The 20,103-nt window shown below is 43.4% G+C and carries 16 protein-coding genes; 8 read left to right on the forward strand and 8 right to left on the reverse strand.

The features are described 5' to 3' along the window. The first annotated feature begins 3 nt into the window (after positions 1 to 3). Complete coding sequence (locus DW173_RS23945) at positions 4 to 1,152, forward strand: restriction endonuclease subunit S (RefSeq protein ID WP_199722828.1); 1,149 nt, start codon at positions 4 to 6, stop codon at positions 1,150 to 1,152. Here the strand turns inward: DW173_RS23945 and DW173_RS07900 are convergent. Beyond that, a complete protein-coding gene (locus tag DW173_RS07900; protein ID WP_120144233.1) occupies positions 1,145 to 2,335 on the reverse strand; it encodes a restriction endonuclease subunit S in 1,191 nt (396 codons plus the stop codon). The two genes, DW173_RS23945 and DW173_RS07900, sit on opposite strands and share 8 nt — an antisense overlap. A gap of 102 nt (positions 2,336 to 2,437) precedes the next feature. Between DW173_RS07900 and DW173_RS07905 the strand changes: the two genes are divergently transcribed. The 5 genes from DW173_RS07905 (at position 2,438) to DW173_RS07925 (ending at position 7,294) form a co-directional block, all read left to right on the forward strand. After that, positions 2,438 to 3,259: a site-specific integrase gene (locus tag DW173_RS07905; protein WP_233562121.1), complete on the forward strand. Its 822-nt coding sequence runs from the start codon at positions 2,438 to 2,440 to the stop codon at positions 3,257 to 3,259. 216 nt (positions 3,260 to 3,475) lie between these two features. Further along, positions 3,476 to 4,861, forward strand: coding sequence for a hypothetical protein (locus tag DW173_RS07910; RefSeq protein ID WP_004312638.1), 1,386 nt, complete (start codon positions 3,476 to 3,478; stop codon positions 4,859 to 4,861). A 4-nt stretch (positions 4,862 to 4,865) separates the two neighbouring features. Beyond that, positions 4,866 to 5,732: a DNA adenine methylase gene (locus DW173_RS07915; protein WP_004312637.1), complete on the forward strand. Its 867-nt coding sequence runs from the start codon at positions 4,866 to 4,868 to the stop codon at positions 5,730 to 5,732. Then, the gene (locus DW173_RS07920) at positions 5,729 to 6,619 is read left to right on the forward strand and encodes an AAA family ATPase (protein WP_004312636.1); all 891 of its coding nucleotides are present in this window, start codon (positions 5,729 to 5,731) and stop codon (positions 6,617 to 6,619) included. The genes DW173_RS07915 and DW173_RS07920 overlap by 4 nt, the downstream gene beginning before the upstream one ends. Before the next feature lie 75 nt (positions 6,620 to 6,694). Next, on the forward strand, positions 6,695 to 7,294 hold the full coding sequence (locus DW173_RS07925) for a hypothetical protein (protein ID WP_008640975.1): 600 nt from the start codon (positions 6,695 to 6,697) through the stop codon (positions 7,292 to 7,294). A 166-nt stretch (positions 7,295 to 7,460) separates the two neighbouring features. On the opposite strand, the gene DW173_RS07930 is transcribed toward DW173_RS07925, so the two are convergent. From DW173_RS07930 to DW173_RS07955, 6 genes are read right to left on the reverse strand one after another with little or no spacing between them, the layout of a single operon-like run. Beyond that, positions 7,461 to 8,783, reverse strand: a complete 1,323-nt coding sequence (locus tag DW173_RS07930; RefSeq protein ID WP_004312633.1) for a sigma-54-dependent transcriptional regulator — start codon at positions 8,781 to 8,783, stop codon at positions 7,461 to 7,463. Then, on the reverse strand, positions 8,776 to 11,031 hold the full coding sequence (locus tag DW173_RS07935; RefSeq protein ID WP_120144235.1) for an ATP-binding protein: 2,256 nt from the start codon (positions 11,029 to 11,031) through the stop codon (positions 8,776 to 8,778). The genes DW173_RS07930 and DW173_RS07935 overlap by 8 nt, the downstream gene beginning before the upstream one ends. A 15-nt stretch (positions 11,032 to 11,046) precedes the next feature. Continuing rightward, complete coding sequence (locus DW173_RS07940; protein WP_004312631.1) at positions 11,047 to 12,408, reverse strand: efflux transporter outer membrane subunit; 1,362 nt, start codon at positions 12,406 to 12,408, stop codon at positions 11,047 to 11,049. Beyond that, positions 12,409 to 15,522 (reverse strand): efflux RND transporter permease subunit, encoded by a 3,114-nt coding sequence (locus DW173_RS07945; protein WP_005822092.1) that lies wholly within the window; start codon positions 15,520 to 15,522, stop codon positions 12,409 to 12,411. It lies immediately after the preceding gene. Further along, on the reverse strand, positions 15,519 to 16,637 hold the full coding sequence (locus DW173_RS07950) for an efflux RND transporter periplasmic adaptor subunit (protein ID WP_004312628.1): 1,119 nt from the start codon (positions 16,635 to 16,637) through the stop codon (positions 15,519 to 15,521). Before DW173_RS07950 ends, DW173_RS07945 begins: the two co-directional genes overlap by 4 nt. Before the next feature lie 15 nt (positions 16,638 to 16,652). Then, on the reverse strand, positions 16,653 to 17,207 hold the full coding sequence (locus DW173_RS07955; protein WP_004312627.1) for a GNAT family N-acetyltransferase: 555 nt from the start codon (positions 17,205 to 17,207) through the stop codon (positions 16,653 to 16,655). 281 nt (positions 17,208 to 17,488) lie between these two features. Here DW173_RS07955 and DW173_RS07960 point away from each other — a divergent pair, with 281 nt between their 5' ends. Together DW173_RS07960 and DW173_RS07965 are read left to right on the forward strand one after the other, a co-directional pair. Continuing rightward, positions 17,489 to 18,580, forward strand: a complete 1,092-nt coding sequence (locus DW173_RS07960) for a sensor histidine kinase (RefSeq protein ID WP_168044615.1) — start codon at positions 17,489 to 17,491, stop codon at positions 18,578 to 18,580. Then, entirely contained in the window at positions 18,561 to 19,316 is a 756-nt protein-coding gene (locus tag DW173_RS07965) for a LytR/AlgR family response regulator transcription factor (protein ID WP_004312625.1), read from the forward strand. Before DW173_RS07960 ends, DW173_RS07965 begins: the two co-directional genes overlap by 20 nt. 220 nt (positions 19,317 to 19,536) lie before the next feature. On the opposite strand, the gene mobA is transcribed toward DW173_RS07965, so the two are convergent. Continuing rightward, entirely contained in the window at positions 19,537 to 19,971 is a 435-nt protein-coding gene (mobA, locus tag DW173_RS07970; protein ID WP_004312624.1) for a conjugal transfer protein MobA, read from the reverse strand. Between the last annotated feature and the right edge of the window lie 132 nt (positions 19,972 to 20,103).

A 20,103-nucleotide genomic window follows, 5' to 3' on the forward strand; every position in this document is an offset into this window, starting at 1 on the left:
GTTATGGCAAATAATAACAATACAAAAAACCTCAATGTTCCAACTTTGAGATTCCCGGAGTTTACAGGGGAATGGGAAGAAACTATATTTGAAAAGGTTTGTAATATTACAACGGGTAACAAAAACACTCAAGATAAAGAAGAGGATGGTGAATATCCTTTTTATGTGCGTTCTGAAATAGTAGAGAGGATAAACTCCTATTCTTTTAATGGAGAAGCTATTTTAACTGCTGGTGACGGTGTCGGTGTTGGTAAAGTTTTTCACTATGTAAATGGTAAGGTTGGAGTCCATCAACGAGTGTATATTCTATCTGATTTTGAATGTTCATGCAAATTTGCATATTACTATTTTTCGGGTAAGTTTTATAATAGAGTGAAAAGAATGAGTGCTAAGAATTCAGTGGATTCTGTTCGGCGTGATATGATAGCACAAATGCCAATTTTATTACCAGTAAGATGTGAGCAAAATAAAATAGCCACATTCTTATCTTTTCTTGACCGTCGCATTGAAATCCAAGGCAAAATCATTGAGAGATTTGAATCCTTAATTAAAGGGCTAAGTGAAAGTTTGTTTTCTCATAAGCTAGGATTTGAGGGATTTAAACAAAATTGGGATATGAAATATGGAAATGAAATATTTTTAAATATTTCAGACAAAAATCAGACTTCGAATCTTCCTATACTTGCTATAACACAAGAGTATGGAGCTATTCCAAGAGACTTGATTGATTATAAAGTTACTGTAACAGATAAAAGCGTGGAAAGTTATAAAGTTGTTCAAATAGGTGATTTTATCATTAGTCTACGTTCTTTCCAAGGTGGAATTGAGTATTCAAACTACAAAGGGATTTGTAGCCCTGCTTATATTGTTTTAAGATCCATAATTCCGATAAATAATATTTTTTATAAGTATTATTTGAAGACGAATAATTATATTGCAGAACTCAATAGAAAGTTGGAAGGGATAAGAGATGGAAAAATGATTAGTTATAAACAGTTCTCTGAAATACCATTACCTTATCCCACTATTACTGAACAAAATGAAATAGCAAAATGTCTTTCAGTAATTAATAAAAAATTAGAAACGGAAAAACTAATACTTAAAAGATATAGTAAACAAAAGAAATATCTGCTTAACAATCTTCTTATGTAAACATTTGGTTAAGTAAATACCTTTTTTGCTTGATATAGTTTCCCAATATCAGCTTTTCGGTTTCTAATTTTTTATTAATTACCGAAAGAAAATTGGCTATTTGGGCTTGCTCTTCAAGTGAAGGCAAATGTATTTTAATGTCTAACAATGTAGTTTCGTGTATTCGCTTACTACCTGAACCACTGGCTAATCCCTCTAACTTTTTATAAAATGATTCTCTTGAAAAGTAGCAAACAAGAAATGTACCATTCAGTTTTTTATGATTAATATCTAATGTAGGTACATCACTTGACGATAAGAAGCCATCAAGCTTGTCAGGGATTAAGCCAAATGCACCATTAAATAAATTTTGCTTACCATAAATGAATTGTCCTTTTTTTCGAGAGAAATAATTTGTTGCGCCTAAAGACAAAGTTTCAGTATTATCATTTTCAGAAACTCCTTTCATGTGCAATTTTACCGTAAGCAATTTGTTTTTATCTATTATAGCTGGTTTCTTTTTCTCTGGAATACTCATTACTTCCCTCAATTTTACTATTTCCCAATTAGGAAAATTATTTCCGCTATTAGTCATAAATCTCCTTCTTTGAGAAAACAAACTTTCACTTAGCCCTTTAATTAAGGATTCAAATCTCTCAATGATTTTGCTTTGGGTTGAAATGCGTTGGTTAAGAAGGGAAAATAAAGTCGCTATTTTATCTTGCTCTTCTTTTTGAGGAATAAGAAATCTATAACTTGCATATTCCTGAGAATTGATTCCTGGTTGCCCAGATCTAATAGACATAAATTCTACCCATTTATAATATTGAGCAGTTTTAGTTTGTGCAAATATGAATGCTGAATTATATTCTGTTTTAATCTTTGCCCTGATTAAAAAACCTGCAAAATAAAGTTTACCATCTTTTTTCTTATACAAATAGGTCTTGCCTGTGCTTGCCCCCGTTCGTGCAAATAAAATGTCATTTTCTTCTACTATATATTTATCTAACAGTTGACCTGCTGGGGAAACTGGATCATCTGAAATATATTGAGAACTTTGTTCATCTATATCTGTAATTCGTATGTATTTGTTTTCACCATCATAGGCAATAGCAGCAGCATTCATACCATAATCTAGTGGTTGTGTAACACATTTACCTAATATAGTTTCTTCCCATTCCCCTGTAAACTCCGGGAATCTCAAAGTTGGAACATCTAAAAAATCAAAAACAAAAAAGAAAGATTCCTTTTATAAAGTCCTTAATCCTTATCTTACAAGAATATTAATCTATTTAAATTATGAAGCATGACAGCAAAGAAAACGATTAAAGAAATTACCATTATGTGGAAAGAAGACAAACGTAAATATGTGAAAAGTTCAACATATTCAGCGTATGCCCTAATCTTAGAAAATCACATACTTCCTACATTTGGAGATAAGTATGAGTTACTCGAAAACGAAGTACAAGAGTTTGTCTTACAGAAACTTCAGCAAAAACTAAGCGCAAAAAGTGTAAAGGATATACTCATTGTACTAAAAATGATTATGAAGTTTGGAGCAAAACTTGGTGTATTGTCCTATCAGGATTGGTGTATCAAATTCCCGACACCACAGGAGAACAAACAACTAAATGTACTTAATATCGCCAATCACAAAGCAATTTTACAGTATATAAGCAATCACTTCACTTTCCGCAACTTAGGCATCTATATTTGTCTGACTACAGGAATTAGAATCGGTGAAATTTGTGCACTAACTTGGGATGATATAGATATTATCAATGGAGTAATATGTATTCGGAAAACGATTGAACGAATTTATATATTGGACGGAGAAAAAAGACATACGGAAATCATTATCGGCACACCTAAAACTCAGAATTCTATTCGTGACATTCCTATGAACAAGGAATTATTAAAGATGCTACGCCCGTTAAAAAAAATCGTAAATGGCAAGTTCTATGTACTTACTAATGAAGAGAAACCAACTGAGCCGCGTACCTATCGTAACTATTACAAACGAATGATGGAACAACTCAACATTCCCCCACTAAAATTTCACGGACTAAGCCATAGTGTATTTTCTTTTTTCTTAAAAATCAATAGCTTACAAAATATCCCAGTTTGACAGGTAACGATTTAGAAACCAGCGAAAATCTGTATTCCACTTCGTTTTGCAGTAATTCAAAAGAACGCCTTTTAGCATTACAAAGATAGGCATTATAATTGGATTATAATAGGTTTTAGCCTACAAAAAGTGAATTCCATATATTTTTATTGCTCAATTACTGCTAACTTCACTAAAAATGAGTAATTTTGTACTTTAATAAGTATGAGTGTTACCATGGTTGTAAAAACAATAAAATTGACATCACTATTTGTCAATACTGAAAATTATAGATTTGAGCCTCTGTCTTCACAAAAGGAAGCGATAGACAAGATGGTAGAGGACCAAGGGGATAAATTATATTCTCTTGTAGACGATATTGTAACTAATGGTCTTAGTCCAGTCGATTTAATCATTGTAACGCCTAACGAAGATAACAACAAATATATAGTACTCGAAGGTAATAGGAGAATAACATCATTAAAATTATTAAACAATCCAACATTAATTGATGACAAGTACATTTCTTTAAGGAAAAAATTTCAGAAATTGCAAAAAGAAAATCCTAATGCTATTTCTGAATTGAAGAATATTGCTTGCGCTGTTTTTGAAAACCCAACGGAAGCTGATATTTGGATAAAACGTAAACACTCGGGAGAGCTGAATGGTATCGGTACAGTTACTTGGAATGCTCAACAAAAGCAAAGATTCGAGGAGAAGACAGAAGGAAAATCATCGATTCCATTGCAAATTATCACTTTATTGAAATCACAAGATAATGTTTCTGATACGATTAAGGATTCGTTATCCAAACTAAATATTACCAACCTGCAACGTTTGATGTCAGACCCTTATGTTAGAGAACACCTTGGTTTGGGAATTAACAATGGAACTTTAGTTTCAAAGGTTGAAGTGTCAGAAGTCGTCAAGGGGCTTATAAAAGTTGTTACGGATATTCTTAATCCAGAATTCAAAGTTTCAGAAATCTATAATAGAGAAAAAAGGAAGCAATATATTGACAATTTTGACACGAACCAAAAGCCAGACCTATCTAATGAAGCGTCTGAACAATGGAGTGTTCAAGATATTGTAGACAATAAAGGGCAGGTATTAATAAATAGTGAACGCAGAGAAATAAAAAAGGCTAATAATCAGAAAGCTAGAAACAGAGCTGGCTTAGTGCCCAAGACTTTGATTTTGCATATCAACAACCCCAAAATCAATAAAATTTTTGAGGAGTTAAAACATATCCAAGTTAAAACATGTCCTAATGCATCTTCTGTACTGCTGAGAGTGTTTTTAGAATTGTCAGTTGATGCTTATTTGGAAAGATATGATTTGGTAAAAAACAATGCTATAACTGCGTGTTCTTCCAAAGAGGATTTGAACGGGAAAGTTTGTAAAGTATTAAATCATATGACCCAATTAGGAACAATGAGTAATGATTTATCTAAAGGTATAAGGTCTGAAATAAATGATAAAAATTCAGTCCTATCCATTGAATCCTTGAATGCATATGTTCATAATGAGTTTTTCTATCCTAAAGCAGACAATTTGATTATAGGATGGGACAACATAGAAAGTTTTTTTATCCAATTATGGGAATCTATAAATAAAGAATGACATTATGGAGTTTTTATCACCTTTAAGATATCCCGGTGGAAAGGCAAAAGTCGCTGATTTCGTACAGTGTTTAATCAAAGAAAATGCATTGCTTGATGGTACTTATGTTGAGCCATATGTAGGAGGTGGTTCTGTTGCTTTATCCTTGCTCTTTAATGAATATGTTAGTGATATATATATAAACGATAAAGACATATCTATTTATGCCTTTTGGTATAGTGTTCTTAATAACACGGATGCTCTTTGCCAATTAATTAAGGATACTCCCATAAATGTCGAAACATGGTTTAAGCAAAAAGAGTTTCAGCAGAATAAAGAAAATAGAAATGTTGATTTATTAAATTTAGGGTTTTCCACTTTCTTCCTAAATAGAACAAATCGTTCAGGAATTTTAAAAGCTGGAATCATAGGTGGATACGACCAAACTGGAAATTACAAGATTGATGCGAGGTTTAACAAAGAAGATTTGATAAAAAGGATTCAACGTATAGCAGACTACGCGGAGAGAATTCATCTAACAAATGACGATGCTGTTACTTTAGTGCAACGATTAAAAGATGAATTACCTTACAATACTCTATTATATTTAGACCCGCCATACTATATAAAAGGAAAAGGGCTTTATCTGAACTACTATAATGACACAGACCATCAAAACATCGCAAATGCTATAGGTGCAATAGTAAATTGTAAGTGGATTGTCTCTTATGATAATGTGCCATTCATAACCAACCTATATTCAAAATATAGGCAACAATGTTTTGAATTGAATTATAGTGCGAGTAACTCAGGAAAAGGTGAAGAAATAATGATATTTTGTGACGATATAGTTATTCCCAAACACAAATTATTTAATCATTCAACAAAGTGAAAATAACTCACATTCATATCGAAAGGTTTCGAGGCTTCCAAAATGAAGACTTTGAAGTAGGCTCTCAATTAACAGCAATTGCAGGACAAAACGGAACTCAAAAGTCAACATTACTGGGTATTGTAACACAAACCTTCACTCTTAAGCCTGAGGATCCAATGAGAGCGGAAAAACCTTTGTGTGGTGGTAGCTATATTTCTGCATTCAAAGATAAGTTTAGATTATCGCCCATTTTTGATAGACCTAAAGGTCATGAATGGACCATTTCTTTTGATATAGGAGTAGATGACTTTACTGTCGAAAGCATCAAACGTACTGGAGACCCTAATGTGCGATTTTGGAAGAAAGGAGCAAGGCAAGAAGGGGATGGATATATCTCCTTTCCCACAATCTTTTTAAGTTTAAAGCGGTTAGTTCCTATGGCAGAGGAGGCCAAGATTATAACTGATGACACATTATTAACTCCAGAGGAACTAAGTGAGTTTAAACAATTACACAATAAAATTCTAATAGTACAAACTCCCATTTCTTCTGCAACAACAATAACCTCAAAAAATAAGCAATCTATAGGCGTATCCACTGAATTATACGATTGGAATCAAAACTCTATGGGACAAGATAATCTGGGCAAAATTATCTTGGCATTATTTTCTTTTAAAAGATTGCATGACAAATATCCCCAACAATATAAAGGTGGAATTCTTGCCATTGATGAGATGGATGCTACAATGTATCCAGCGTCTCAAGTTGAGCTATTAAAGATTTTGCGCAAATATGCGTCTAAACTTAATTTGCAAATTTTATTTACTACTCATTCAATGTCTCTTCTTAAGGTTATGGACGATTTAGTTCAAGAAGTAAGTAAACAAGAAGAAACAGCTAAGTAGGTAAAGATTCTTTATCTAAAGAAAGTCGATGACAAGATAACAATCAAACAAAATGTAGATTTTAAAGGTATTAAATTGGATTTGAATGTTGTTGCAGAAGGAAAAAAACGTAAGAAAAACAAAATTACTGTATATACAGAGGATAATGAAAATATATTATTCGTTAAAGCTATTTTAAAGACTAAAGCATCTATATTAGATTTTGTAGATGTAACTCTGCCGTGTTCAACCTTAACTGAACTTGTAAATAAAAACATACCTGCATTTAAACACCCATATTCTATCATCATATTGGATGGAGATGTTAGGATGAATAGGGCGTATCTTAAGAAAATAAAAAATGCAGATAACATTTTAATATTGCCAGGGAACAACTCTCCTGAAAGACTGCTGGCATCCTATTTGTATAATCTCTCTGATGCAGATCCATTATGGGGCAATATAGCAAATGGATATACCAAACAATTATGTTTCCGAGACTATACTATGGAACAAATAAATGCAGGAGGTGAGTTGGGGCGTCAAGATGCAAAAAAATGGTTTAATGGTCAGTTGGAATATTGGGGACGAAATGGTAATAAGGTTTTTAATCCCTTTTTACGTTCGATTCCTATCGAAGTACAAGAGTTTAAAAGAAATTTTGAAAATATGATAAAACGGTATATTTATGACTAAACTTCCGGTGACCACAATAAAGGAGCTTAAATGCCGAAAGTATTCTTTGGGTTCTTGGTCGATATATAATCAGAATCAGACTTTCTCTTTCATTAACCGAATAAGATACTGTTTCTTTTAGAGCTTTTGCTCAGGCACACTCAGTGAAACAGTGTCTGATTATCAGTTATGATTGCTTGAATTTATATTTAAGTCCATACTCTTCAAGTTTACTGTATAGTGTAGCTCTGCTTATTCCCAACAGTTCGGCGGCGGCACTCCGGTTGCCGTTTGTCTGCTTTAACGCACGCATTATCCGCTCCTTATCCTCCGCATCATTGCGCAGGGCGAAGCTGACAGGTGAGGTCGGTTTCGTCACGGCAAGTTCAAGATGCTCTTTCGTGACCACACCTTCCTGAGCCTGCAACACGGCTCCCATGATTTTCTGCCGAAGCTCCCGCACGTTGCCCGGCCATGCGTGGGTCAGCAACGCTTTACGGGCTTCGGAACTGAAACCGCTCACATTGCACTCCAGTTCCTTGTTGGCTATCTCGCGGAAGAACTCCGCCAACGGCATGATGTCCTCCTGACAGTCACGCAAGGGCGGCACGGTTATCACGAAGTCTTGCAGACGGTAGAGTAAATCCTGCCGGAAACGCTTTTCGCTCACTGCCGCCTCCAGATCCTCGTTGGTGGCGGCGATGATGCGGACGTTGAAACTCTTGTCCGATTTGTCACCGACCGGGCGATACCGCCTCTCCTGTATGGCACGGAGCAACATCTGCTGGGTCTCCAACGCAAGGTTGCCCACCTCGTCAAGAAACAGCGTGCCTCCTTCCGCCTCATGGAAATATCCTTTCTTGGTGCTGTCCGCACCCGTGAACGCGCCTTTGACGTGTCCGAAGAAAGCCGACGGCGCAAGTTCTCTGGATAGCGAACCGCAGTCCACCGCCACGAAGGGCTTGCCAGCCCGTTTGCTCTTGTCGTGCAGATGGTGGGCGATATGCTCCTTGCCTGTGCCGTTCTCTCCGAATATCATCACGCTCATGTCGGTGACGGCTACCAACTTTATCCTGTGCATGATTTTCTGAAAGGCGGAACCTTCACGGGCGAAAACGGGCATCCGGCTGTGTCTCGACTGACGCTCTTTCTGTATGGAGCGGATAAGGGGGACGAGTTTGTCCTCTATCAGTTTCTTCGGAATATAGTCTATCGAACCGAGTTTCATGCTTTCGACTGCCGTATGCACTTCGGCGTAGTCGGTCATTATGATGAACGGCTGCATCTTTCCCTCCTTGCGCATCCAGCGCAGCAGGTCTATTCCGTTGCCATCGTTTAGGCGCAGGTCAGAAACTACTATATCATCATCCGTTGCCTGTTGCAGATGTTTCTTCGCTGTTGACAGGTGGTAAGCCTTCACGGTACTGTATCCCTCCCGTGCCAGCAGATTGCAGACATATTCGCAATACACGATGTTATCCTCCACCACGATTATTCTTGTCTTATCCATTTTCGTATTTTCTCCTTTCCTCCTTTGCCAACTGTATAATCTCCGCTCCTTTATCCAACACGGTGGTCACGGAATTACTTAACGCCTCGTTATCGGACTTATCCTTTCCATGAAGCACACCATAAAGCACCTTCAGCGGCTGGTCGGCACGGAGTATCTCCCACGAACTGCGTAAGTGGTGTGTCAAGGCATCAAGTTCTTGCAGATCGTTTCGCATTGCCGCATCCCGTACCGCCTGCATTTCTTTCTCGGTTTCCGTTATCAGTTTTTCCAGCATGACAACTTCATTGCCGTAGGACAACAAGGCGGAAAAATCCGGTTTACCGTCCTGTGTCGCTTTAATGGCGCACTTGTCGGAAATTTCCAGCAGTTCCGATATGGAGAATGGTTTGAACAGGCATCCGGCAAAGCCTCGTTCCAAAAGTTCCTCCGCATCGCAACTGCCCGAAGCGGTTGCCACGACCACGGGGATTGTCTGTGAATTGCCAACATTGGACGATCGGAGCAGTTCCAGCAGCTCGAAGCCGTTTATGCCGGGCATATTCAAGTCCGTCAGCAACAAGTTGTATTCTTTTCGGCGTATCATTTCCATCAGTTCCGCCGCATCGGTGCAAGTGTCGCAATGTATTCCCTCCTGTGCATACATCTCTTTCAACATCAGGAGCAGCACCTCATCATTGTCGATGGCGACAACATTGAGGTTTCTCTCCTCCCGGTGGATATAAGTCTGTATCTCTTTTTCCGGTATTTCTTCGGCTTTCTGCATGGGTATTTCCACTGTGAAACGACTTCCTTTCCCTTTCTCGCTTTCCAAATGGATTTTGCCGTCAAGCATCGCCACTATGTTATGCACGATGGCAAGTCCAAGTCCGAAACCGTCTTTTGCGGCGGCGTTTGAGAGGCGTTCAAATGCCCCAAATACACGTTGCTGTTCATCTTCTGTCATGCCTGTGCCTGTATCCTCGAAAATCAGTGTCAGCACTCCGTTGGTATAATCGATAGTCAGCGACACACCGCCTTTCTCCGTGAACTTGATGGCATTTGACAGCAGATTGTTTCCAATTTGGATGATTCGCTCCTTGTTCATGGCGACGGGCATGAACTCCGTTTCAAGGGTATGCGTGATTGTGGAGATGCGGCAGGGCAACAGTTTGGGCTGCTCCTTGCCGTTGTCCAAGCGGAAGAAGTCCAGCAGGGTGTTAAGCATATCCCGCATACGGTCGGAAGATTGTTGTATGCTTTGAAGAAAATTCACATTGTTCTCCTTGCTGCACTCTTTCTGTAACAGCTCAGTATAACCTGTTATTGCCGTTAGTGGTGTGCGCAGTTCGTGGGTGATGGTATGTACCGCTTTCTTCCTTGATGCTATCAGTGCCTCGTTCCGTTGTACGGATTGTTCCAGTTGCCCTATCAAATCCGTTGTCTTGCGCTTGTATTGTTTGATACTCTTTGCATCACGGTGTATGATGATGTAGGAAATTAACAACAGCAGAAGGACGAATCCCATTAAACCGCCTACCTGCATAAATGACTTTCCACGCATGGCAACTATTTCGTCTTCCCGCCCTTGCAGGTCGGCTTGTACCTTATTTTCTATTTGACAGATTAGCCCCTTCAACTGCCTGTTAAGATCTGCATTGCGGGCGGCAAGACTGTCGGCTTGTTCCGACAATCGACGGCTTTGCTCTTTCTGTTCACTGACCATGCTTCTATTGGGTGAACGAAGCGTAGTTGTTGTTGTCGGCGGCTTCGTTTCCTCTTTTTTGCCGAATATGCCCAAGAACCCTTTTCGTTTCGGTTTCTTGGGCTGTTCCTGCATACTTGTCTGAACAATGAGAGGTACTTGACTGGCAATCTTCTTGTTGATGGATTGTTGTTCGTCTATTAACCGAACAATCTGAAACATCTGCCGTTCCTTATCTTCCAAAAGACTGCGCACACTGTCAATACGTCCAATTACATGAGTTTCATTGAACAGGCACAATGTGCTGTCCAATGCAATGCGTTGGGCATGGTAATTCTCCAAATCCGTTTCGTCCCAATCCAATGCAGTTTCTCCTAATAGCGAAAACTCTATCAGTTGGATATGAATACGGTTTACCTCCTTCCTGAATTCATCTATATGCCGGTTGCCAACCTCCAATGCTTCCACTTCCTGCCATTCATTATGACAAGTAAATGCAATGGCTACTACTATTAGAATTATGAAAGTGTGACTTAATGCTATTGCCTTACGTACAAATTCCATCTATTCTCTTACGAATTAAAATCGTCCTCCTCCCAACGCGTGATAAAGTTTGATTACACTTTGTATGCGTTCAAAACGAGTTTGCAGCTGTTGCACTTCCGCTTCAAGGAGAGATTGCTGGGCGGTCAATACTTCCAGATAGGTAATATTGGAATGACGCATCAGTGATTCTGTTTTCCGCACGGCATCGCATAATGTTTCCACCTGCCGAGCATTGATTTCAAGTTGCGATTTCGCAGTCTGCCATGCGGTCAAAGCATCGTTTACCTCTTTGCCTGCGTTCAACAAAGAGTGTTGGAACAGTAACTTCGCTTCTTCCTGGCGGATTTGGGCAGTCTTCAGGTTGGCGATGTTTGCGCCTCGATTGAACAAGGGCTGTGTCAGGGAACCGATGGCATTGAGCAACCATTGTCCGGGATTGGTGATTATACCGCCACCGTTATTGGTCCATCCAAGTGTTCCCGAAAGGGTGATATGGGGGTAGAATGCGGCACGTGCCGCATTGGTTGTGTAGAACGCCTGCGCCAGTTCCATTTCTGCCTGACGCACATCGGGACGGTTGGAAAGTAACTGCAAGGGGACTCCGATAGAGACGGTATCGGGGAAAGCTGCTTCGACCAGATTACTTCGTGCTATTGAGTGTGACGGCATGGCAAGTATTGCAAACAAGGCGTTTTCTGTTTCGGAGATGCTCTTGCGGATGGATAATAGGGACGATTCGAGCTGCATCACGTTCGCTTTTGCCTGCAATACACCGGCTTCGTTTGACTGTCCGGCTTTTTTCAATGCTTCGAGAGTGCGCACGGTAGTCTGCCAGTTTTCAAGGGTGCGGTGGCTTATTGCCATTTGCGCGTCGAGCATGGCAAGGGTATAGTAACTGTCGGCAATAGTGGCGACAAGCTGAGTCTGTACGGCTTGCCGGTAATCACGGCTTCCTTGCAAGGCGGCAGCGGCACCACGTTTTGCAGCTGTGAGGTTGCCGAAGATGTCCAGTTCCCAGCTTGCTGTCGCTCCTGCATTATATGTCTTTGCCGTTGCTCCATCGTGCTTGCCGGCATTACCTTCGGCATTCAGTCCGAGTGAGGGTAGATAGGAGAGTTTAGCTGTCAGCAAGGCGGAGGCTGCCGCTTCCACCCGTAGCCGTGCCACATTGAGGTCTGTGTTTCGGTCAAGTCCTGTTTCAATCAAGGACTGAAGTTTAGGGTCGGTAAACATTTCCCGCCACGACAGGGAGGCCAGAGTGGTGGTATCGGCGTCTGCCGGAAGGGTGCTATACAGATTCTCCATCGAGAGGTCGGGGCGATGATACCGGCTGTACGTGCCACAGCCGGTAAGCATCCATCCTGACAATATGATATATATTGCTGTCTTTTTCATTTAATTATGCTTAATACGTTCTTGGATATATTGGAAGACGATGAACAATGAAGGCACGAGGAACAACAGAGCCAATGTACCTACAATCATTCCGCCGATTACACCTGTGGCAAGCGAACGGCTACCGTTGGCACCCACTCCGTGAGCCAGCATCAGCGGGATAAGGCCGAACACCATAGACAACACGGTCATCAGGATGGGGCGCAGACGGACTTTTGCCGCACTGTATGCCGCTTGTGCCAGTGTCATGCCTTCCGACCGCCGCTTGCCTGCATATTCGGTAAGCAGGATGGCGGTCTTGGCAAGCAGGCCGATAATCATAATCAGACCGGTCTGCATGTAGATGTTGTTCTCCAGACCGAAGAGCCATGCGAACAGGAAACTGCCCATCAACCCGCAAGGCACTGCCAGCAGAACCGCAAAGGGAATAAACACGCTTTCGTACAAGGCACACAGAATCATATAGACCAGGACCATACAGAGCAGGAATATCAGCGTGGCATTGTTGGTTGTCTTGCTCTCCTCGCGCGAGATGCCGCCAAACTCGTAGGTGTAATTTGCCGGGAGAACCTTGCGTGCCGTCTCACTGATGGCTTCGAGCACCTGCCCCGAACTGTAACCCCGGGCCGGAGACCCATTGATGGAGATGGCATTGAACAGGTTGAAGCGGGTGAGGTCTGACGGACCGTTGGTCTTGGTCAGACGCACGAACCGGCTCAACGGTGCCATGCCGCCATCAGAGGTGCGTACATAGATATGATGAATGGACTCTGCATTCACACGGTATTCCGCCGGAGCCTGCATGGTGACGTGGTAGAGCTTGGAGAAGCGATTGAAGTCGGAAACATATTGTCCGGTATAATAGCCCGACAGGGTGGAAAGCACCTCTGCGGGCGACACTCCCGACTGCTCGCATTTGGCGGCGTCGATATCCACCCAGTATTGCGGATAGTCTGTGGCAAAGGAGGAATAGACTTCGCCTATTTCGGGCCGCTGCGACAAGGCCTCGACAAACTTGTCCGCCTCTTTCTTGAAAGCGGTAATGTCTCCGCCTGCCTTGTCCTGCAAGTAGAGCTCAAAGCCGTTCCCCATGCCATATCCGGCTATCATTGGGGGCGACATGGCAAACACCGTGGCATCAGGGATGTCGGAGGTGGCGGCATAGATTTTTCCGATGACGTCGTTGACCGACTGCCCCTCTCCCTCACGCTGTTCCCAGTCTTTGAGTGTCACGAAATACATGGCCTGCGACGGACCGGAACCGCTGAAAGAGAAGCCGGCAACCGCACCGTTGTATTCTATCTCGCCGATACTGTCGAGGCGGCTGTTGATGCGCTCCATCACCTTGACGGTCTGCGCCATTGACGTGCCGGGCTTCGTATTCATGCTCACCATGACCGTTCCGGTGTCTTCTTCGGGGATAAGGCCCGTCTTGGTGGCGTTGACCAGCAGCACCAGCAATACAAAGGACACTGCTATAGAGCTCCACATCAGCCACCGGCGGTGGAGGATGAACATCACTCCACGCACATAGCGTCGGCTCAGACGGTAGAAAACGGCATTGAACGCCTTTCGGAAACGGGCTGCAAAGTTGTCCTTTGTATTGCCGTGCTCGTCGATATAGGGCTTCAGCAACAGGGCGCAAAGTGCCGGTGAGAGGGTGAAGGCATTGATGGCCGAGATGCCCACGGCAACCGCCATCGTGATGCCGAACTGCGCATAGAAGGCTCCCGAAGTGCCGCCCATCATGGCAACGGGAAAGAACACTGCCATAAAGATGATGGTAGAGGTCAGAATGGCCGATGAAACGTCTTTCATGGCATCATCGGCCGCAAGCACCGCCGACTGGTAGCCCTCATCAAACTTCGCCTGCACCGCTTCCACCACCACGATGGCATCGTCGACCACGGTGCCGATGGCAAGCACAAGCGCAAACAGGGTGAGCAGGTTGATGGAAAAGCCTATCATGGACATCACGGCGAACGTGCCGATGATGGAAACGAAGATGGATATGGCAGGAATAAGCGTTGACTTGATGTCCTGCAAGAATACATATACCACTACGATAACCAGCAGTATCGCCTCCAGCAAGGTGCGGATGACCGAGCGGATGGAGGCATACAGAAACTTGTTGGTGTCGGTAAGCACTACGAATTCCGCTCCTTCGGGCAGGTCACGGTCCAGTTCGTGGAGCACTTCGTGAATCTCGTTGATGGTGCTCGACGCATTGGACCCTGCCTTCTGGTTTATCATCATCATGGCTGCCGGATGGCCGTTCACTTGGGAGGAGTAGTTGTAGTATTCATCGCCCAGCTCCACATCGGCAACCTCTTTCAGCCGAAGCACGTTGCCACCCGGCAAGGACTTGACTACCAGTTCGCCAAACTCATCGGCACCGGACAAGCGTCCGCGGTACTTCATTGTGTATTCGTTGGCCGTGGGGTGATTGGCACCGAAGGAGCCGGTGGCGGCTTCGATGTTCTGCCGCGCGAGTACGGCGGATATGTCGTCGGGTATGAGCCCGTATTGCGCCATACGGTCGGGCTTCAGCCAGAGGCGCATGCTGTAATTGGAGCCGAACAGTTGCGCCTTTCCCACGCCGCTGATGCGCTTCAGTCGCGGTTCGACATTGATTTTCATGTAGTTGTTCAGAAACGTCTGGTCGAAGCGGTCATCGGGCGAGTAGAGGGCAAAGGTCAGCAGCTCGGCATTCTGCTGCTTTTCGGTGGTGACACCGGTCTTGGTGGCTTCTGCCGGAAGCTGGCTCAATGCGGCGTTCACACGGTTCTGCACGTTCACGGCTGCCATGTCGGCATTGGCTCCTTGCTTGAAGTAGATGTTGATGGAGGCGTCTCCCGTGTTCGATGCCGTGGAGGTCATATAGGTCATGTCTTCCACGCCGTTGATGGCTTCTTCCAGCGGCACTATCACGGCTTTCTGCACGGTTTCGGCGTTGGCTCCGGGATAGGATGCCCATACATTGATGGTGGGCGGGGCGATGTCGGGATATTGCTCCACCGGCAGGGAGAACATGGCGATGACGCCCAACAGCACAATCACCACCGAGATAACGCCCGAGAACACCGGGCGGTCTATAAAAAATCGTAGCTTCATTTCGTTTCGTCTTTAGGGGTTATGCTCATGCCTTCTCTCACCAGTCCCACGCCTTCGGCGATGAGGGTGTCGCCGACCGAGAGACCTTCTTTTACGATAAACCGGTTGCCATCGTTCAGGCGGTCCACCGTGAGATAGGCAGCTTCCGCCCGTCCGTTTTTCAGTCGGTAGGCGATGATTTTGTCTTGCAGTTCCACGGTGGCGGTCATGGGAATGGTGATGGCATCCGTTTGGGGGTTCCGAAGGACGATGTTGCCGATGCTGCCGCTCAGCAGTTCGCGTTCGGGATTGGGGAACAGGGCTTTGATCTGCACCGCTCCGGTCGCAGGGTCCACCACACCGCTTACGGTCTCGATGCGTCCCTTCGCTTTGTACAGACTACCGTCGTTGAGTTGCAGGCTCACTTCCGGCATCTTGGCTATCAGGCTGTCAATCGAGCCGTAGCGAGTGGATAGGTGTCGCAGCATGTTTTCCGACACGGAGAAGTAGGCATACATCTCCGCATTGTCGGACACGACCGTGAAAGGCTGCTCCATGTTGGGACTGACAAGCGCACCGATGCGGTAGGGCAATGTGCCTACCACGCCGTTACTCGGACTTTTGATTTCAGTATAAGAGAGGTTGTTTCGTGCATCCGCTTCCTGCGCCTCGGCCTGTTGGAGTTCGGCAAGTGCCACAGCTAGTTGGTTTCGGGCAAGAGAAAGGTCGTATTCGGATATTACCTTCTCATCAAACAAGGCTTGCTTACCTTGCAGTTCGATTCGTGCCGTTTCCGCTTTTGCCCGTGCTGCGCTGACATTAGCCAAAGCTGTGCGTAAGGCTGCCAGATAGGGTGTTTGGTCTATCACTGCCAGTACTTGCCCTGTCGTCACCCGTGTGCCCTCCTTCACGCATAGACGCGTGATGCGGCCGGATATTTGCGGCATGATATCCACATCTTGTCGCCCGCGGATAGTGGCGGAATAAGATTCGGATATTTCCACCGGCATGGACGATACTGTTATGACCCGATAACTCGGTACCGCATCCTGCTTACCGTCCTGCTTGCATCCAGTCGACAGAAACAGCATGACGGCAAATGCGGCGAAATTAATGATAATGAATCGCTTGTTCATATTCTTTTCTTGTTCTTAATTATTCGTAATTGATTTAGCACTGATTGAATTCCATTCTTTTTTTAGAATGGAATAAACACGGGTATCTTCATATTTCGGGGTGCCGTTAGGATTGTTTATAAATGTCACAAATTCCTTGAAGCATCCTTCGCGGCGCATACCAAGGCGTTCGCATAAGCGTTTGGAGCGAATATTGTCATCTTCCACAAATCCATAGATACGCCGTGCACCCGCCTCCCGAAAAAGATAATCCAACAATCCGATAACCGCTTCACGAGCTAATCCTTTGCCCTCAAAACGTTTGTTGAAATGCCAGCCCACATTGTAAGTATCTTCATTTTCACGCAAAACGAAAACATCACCGATTATAAAGTCCTCCTTTTTCAAACTCACTGCATAGCGTTGCATATCTTTTTGGGAATACTGCATATATACGAATGCCGCCTCTTCAGAACAAAGGCGGTCGGCGGCAAAGCAATTCACACGAGGATTTGAAAGATATTCCAAAAGTCCAACAACGTCTCTCTTTTGAAAGTCTCTGATTACAAGACGTTCTGTTTCAATTTTCATACACTTTTTTTTGAGATGCAAAATTATACCCCTATAAAAGTTCTTGCAATTCAAAGAGTATCGAAGCGGATAAATTAAAGTCCGAACTATCCAAACTGACAGTTAAGACCGAAAAAAGGATAATCTTTCAAGTGCAGATCGGTTTTAACAAATACAATGTGTATTTCACCAATAGTTATTATCGTTTCGATAGTAATTTTATCCGTTTCAGCCTGTTTATCCTATCAACCAAAGGAGTAAAGCCTTATCTTTGCCGAATCAAGAGTAACTTTGCACCCGATATGACCCAAGTGAAAATGAAAATAATGAGTTGGAAGAACGGCCTGTTGCTATCTGCCGTCTCCTATGTATTCTACCTTGTCATGTGGTTTATACTCGATGACAAGACCATCGACCAATTGCCGGGAATGACAATCGCTGATTACATGGTCGATTTTCTGCTGTGTATGCTTTTTACCTACATATCCTTAGGATTCTGTTTTCTGGTCTTCAGGGTATTGCCGTTCAGGACATCCTACGTGTGGGGAATGGTCTATGCATCCTGCCTAATGGCACTGAACAATATCGTTGCGTTCGGTATGATAACCTTGTTCAATTTCCTATGGGACGAAACCGACAACGGGCTTCTCGACGAACTCCTCAACATGAAAGGCGCATACACCTTTGCCATGATATCTACCTTCCTGTCAAGCGTCTATGCCAACTCCTTCTACCTTCAGTCTTACATCAAGGTGCGCGACGAGAAACAAGCACTCGAAATGGCGCTGATGAAGGAAAAAGAGATCGCCTTGCAGTCGCAACTCAACTCGCTGAAACTGCAAATCAACCCGCACTTCATGTTCAACAACTTCAACAACCTGCTGGAACTGATTGAGGAAGATACCGAGCTTGCCGGAAAATTCCTGAGTAACCTATCGAAAGTGTACCGATACATCATCACCAATCTGGACCGCAATCTGATACCCGTTGCCGACGAAATCAAGTTTCTTGATTCATACTTGTATTTGATGAAAGTACGCCACAACGAAGGGGTCATTGCAAAAGTAAGTCCGGGCGTCAGACAATGCAAAGGTTTTCTTCCTCCGGCTGTATTGCAGCTTCTTGTAGAAAACGCAATAAAACACAACAGCTTTTCATCTGAACATCCGTTGGTTATCAACATAAAGTTGTCCGATGATTACATAACCGTCTGCAACCTGAAACGACCTTTGATGTCCCCAATCGAATCAACCGGTTTAGGACTTAAAAATATCATAGAACGATATGCTTTACTTTGTGATAAAAAGGTCAAGATAGAGAATGCCGAAAACTTCTATTCGGTAAGTCTGCCCATCATAAAAAACATCAACCCTTATGAAAATACTGATTCTTGAAGACGAACAGCGCAATGCCAAACGCCTCATAAGGCTGCTGAACGATATTGACAGAACATTTATTGTTGAAGGTCCGCTTGCCAGCATCAAAGAAACAGTCGAATTCTTTCAATCTGGCAAAACCACAGACCTCATCCTTGCTGATATCCGGCTAACTGACGGTTTGAGTTTCGAGGCTCTTAAACATGCCCAGGCAACCGTTCCCATCATATTTACCACCGCATACGATGAATATGCAGTACAGGCATTCAAGTTCAACAGTTTTGACTATCTTCTGAAACCGCTGGATCCGGATGAACTTGAAGCGGCCATTGACAAGGCAGTCAAAGCCGGAAAGAATTATACCGACGAAAACTTGCAACAGCTTTTTGACGCCTTACAGAAGAGCAAGTTCCGTTATAGGGAGCGTTTCCTGCTTCCTTATCGTGACGGATATAAGACCGTGCGAGTTTCGGACATCAACCATATCGAAACAGAAAACAAGATTGTACATCTTCGTCTCAACAATGGCACTTCCGAAGTGGTCAATGTGTCAATGGATGAACTTGAACACCAACTGAACCCGGACTATTTCTTCCGGGCAAACCGCCAATATATCATCAATGTAGAGCACGTTTTGTTCCTCGGTAATTATTTTGGAGGAAAGTTGATTGTCCGTTTGAAAGGTTATCCGAAGACGGAAATACAAGTGAGCAAGGAAAAGGCGCAGAGGCTTAAAGAATGGATTGACAGGTAGACTATTCTTGCAAAAAGAGTATCAAATATATTTAGTTTGTAAATCAAGTATCTAGATTTCTATTTATCAGTTAGAAAGCCAGATACTTGATTCTACTATATTTTCATCCCTTTCAGTTAGTTCTTATTCTTAACAGATGTCCGACAATGACATGGTCGGCAATGAAGTTACCCGTCGGACTTCGTTCACTTGCCGAACTGCGAACCAAAGGGACATCCAGCTATACCATAGAATCATCCCGTCTTTGTTGCCACTTAGCCTCCATTTCTCTTGAAAGCTCCATTATCTCCCGGCTCAGCTTCACAAGGTCGATGGTGCACTCCTCCAGCTTGTAGAGCAACGCCATCGCCTTCTTCTCCGAGAAGTGGATGCGCAGCTCCTTGACGACCTGATTGTAGTTCGTGCCTATGCCACGGAACTGGGCATGGAAATCCGACAGCTTGGTGTAGTAGTCCACCAGCGTCTTGTCCACTTTCAGCACCTTGAACTTCTGTCCGAAGAAGTGCGCCTTGAGAAAGACGGCTTTCGCGTACACGTTAGATTCCTCGTACATCGTCAGGAATCTGTTCCATTCCACATCATCGAAGCGCACCATCACGCAGTGCGTCTTCGGGTTCAACTTGGGATTTCTCCCGTACTTGCTCTTCTTTTTCATACTTCTTATTTTTTCAATTTTATGGCTTGTCCATTGTTTAATCTTTGATTAATGAACCCCGAAATTATCCGACTGCGGAGGATAATTCTGCCCACGGCGGTGAAGGTGTTTTCAGTTACTTAGAATTATTCG

The organism is Bacteroides sp. AM16-13 (assembly GCF_003602705.1).
Classification (GTDB): Bacteria; Bacteroidota; Bacteroidia; order Bacteroidales; family Bacteroidaceae; genus Bacteroides; species Bacteroides xylanisolvens.

Excerpts from the sequence above, each read along its gene's own strand:
- DW173_RS07965 (WP_004312625.1), top strand. The coding sequence starts at position 18,561 with ATGAAAATACTGATTCTTGAAGACGAACAGCGCAATGCCAAACGCCTC.
- DW173_RS07930 (WP_004312633.1), bottom strand. The coding sequence starts at position 8,783 with ATGGATAAGACAAGAATAATCGTGGTGGAGGATAACATCGTGTATTGC.
- DW173_RS07910 (WP_004312638.1), top strand. The coding sequence starts at position 3,476 with ATGGTTGTAAAAACAATAAAATTGACATCACTATTTGTCAATACTGAA.
- DW173_RS07960 (WP_168044615.1), top strand. The coding sequence starts at position 17,489 with ATGACCCAAGTGAAAATGAAAATAATGAGTTGGAAGAACGGCCTGTTG.
- DW173_RS07955 (WP_004312627.1), bottom strand. The coding sequence starts at position 17,207 with ATGAAAATTGAAACAGAACGTCTTGTAATCAGAGACTTTCAAAAGAGA.
- mobA (WP_004312624.1), bottom strand. The coding sequence starts at position 19,971 with ATGAAAAAGAAGAGCAAGTACGGGAGAAATCCCAAGTTGAACCCGAAG.
- DW173_RS07915 (WP_004312637.1), top strand. The coding sequence starts at position 4,866 with ATGGAGTTTTTATCACCTTTAAGATATCCCGGTGGAAAGGCAAAAGTC.
- DW173_RS07950 (WP_004312628.1), bottom strand. The coding sequence starts at position 16,637 with ATGAACAAGCGATTCATTATCATTAATTTCGCCGCATTTGCCGTCATG.
- DW173_RS07940 (WP_004312631.1), bottom strand. The coding sequence starts at position 12,408 with ATGAAAAAGACAGCAATATATATCATATTGTCAGGATGGATGCTTACC.
- DW173_RS07935 (WP_120144235.1), bottom strand. The coding sequence starts at position 11,031 with ATGGAATTTGTACGTAAGGCAATAGCATTAAGTCACACTTTCATAATT.
- DW173_RS07905 (WP_233562121.1), top strand. The coding sequence starts at position 2,438 with ATGACAGCAAAGAAAACGATTAAAGAAATTACCATTATGTGGAAAGAA.
- DW173_RS23945 (WP_199722828.1), top strand. The coding sequence starts at position 4 with ATGGCAAATAATAACAATACAAAAAACCTCAATGTTCCAACTTTGAGA.
- DW173_RS07945 (WP_005822092.1), bottom strand. The coding sequence starts at position 15,522 with ATGAAGCTACGATTTTTTATAGACCGCCCGGTGTTCTCGGGCGTTATC.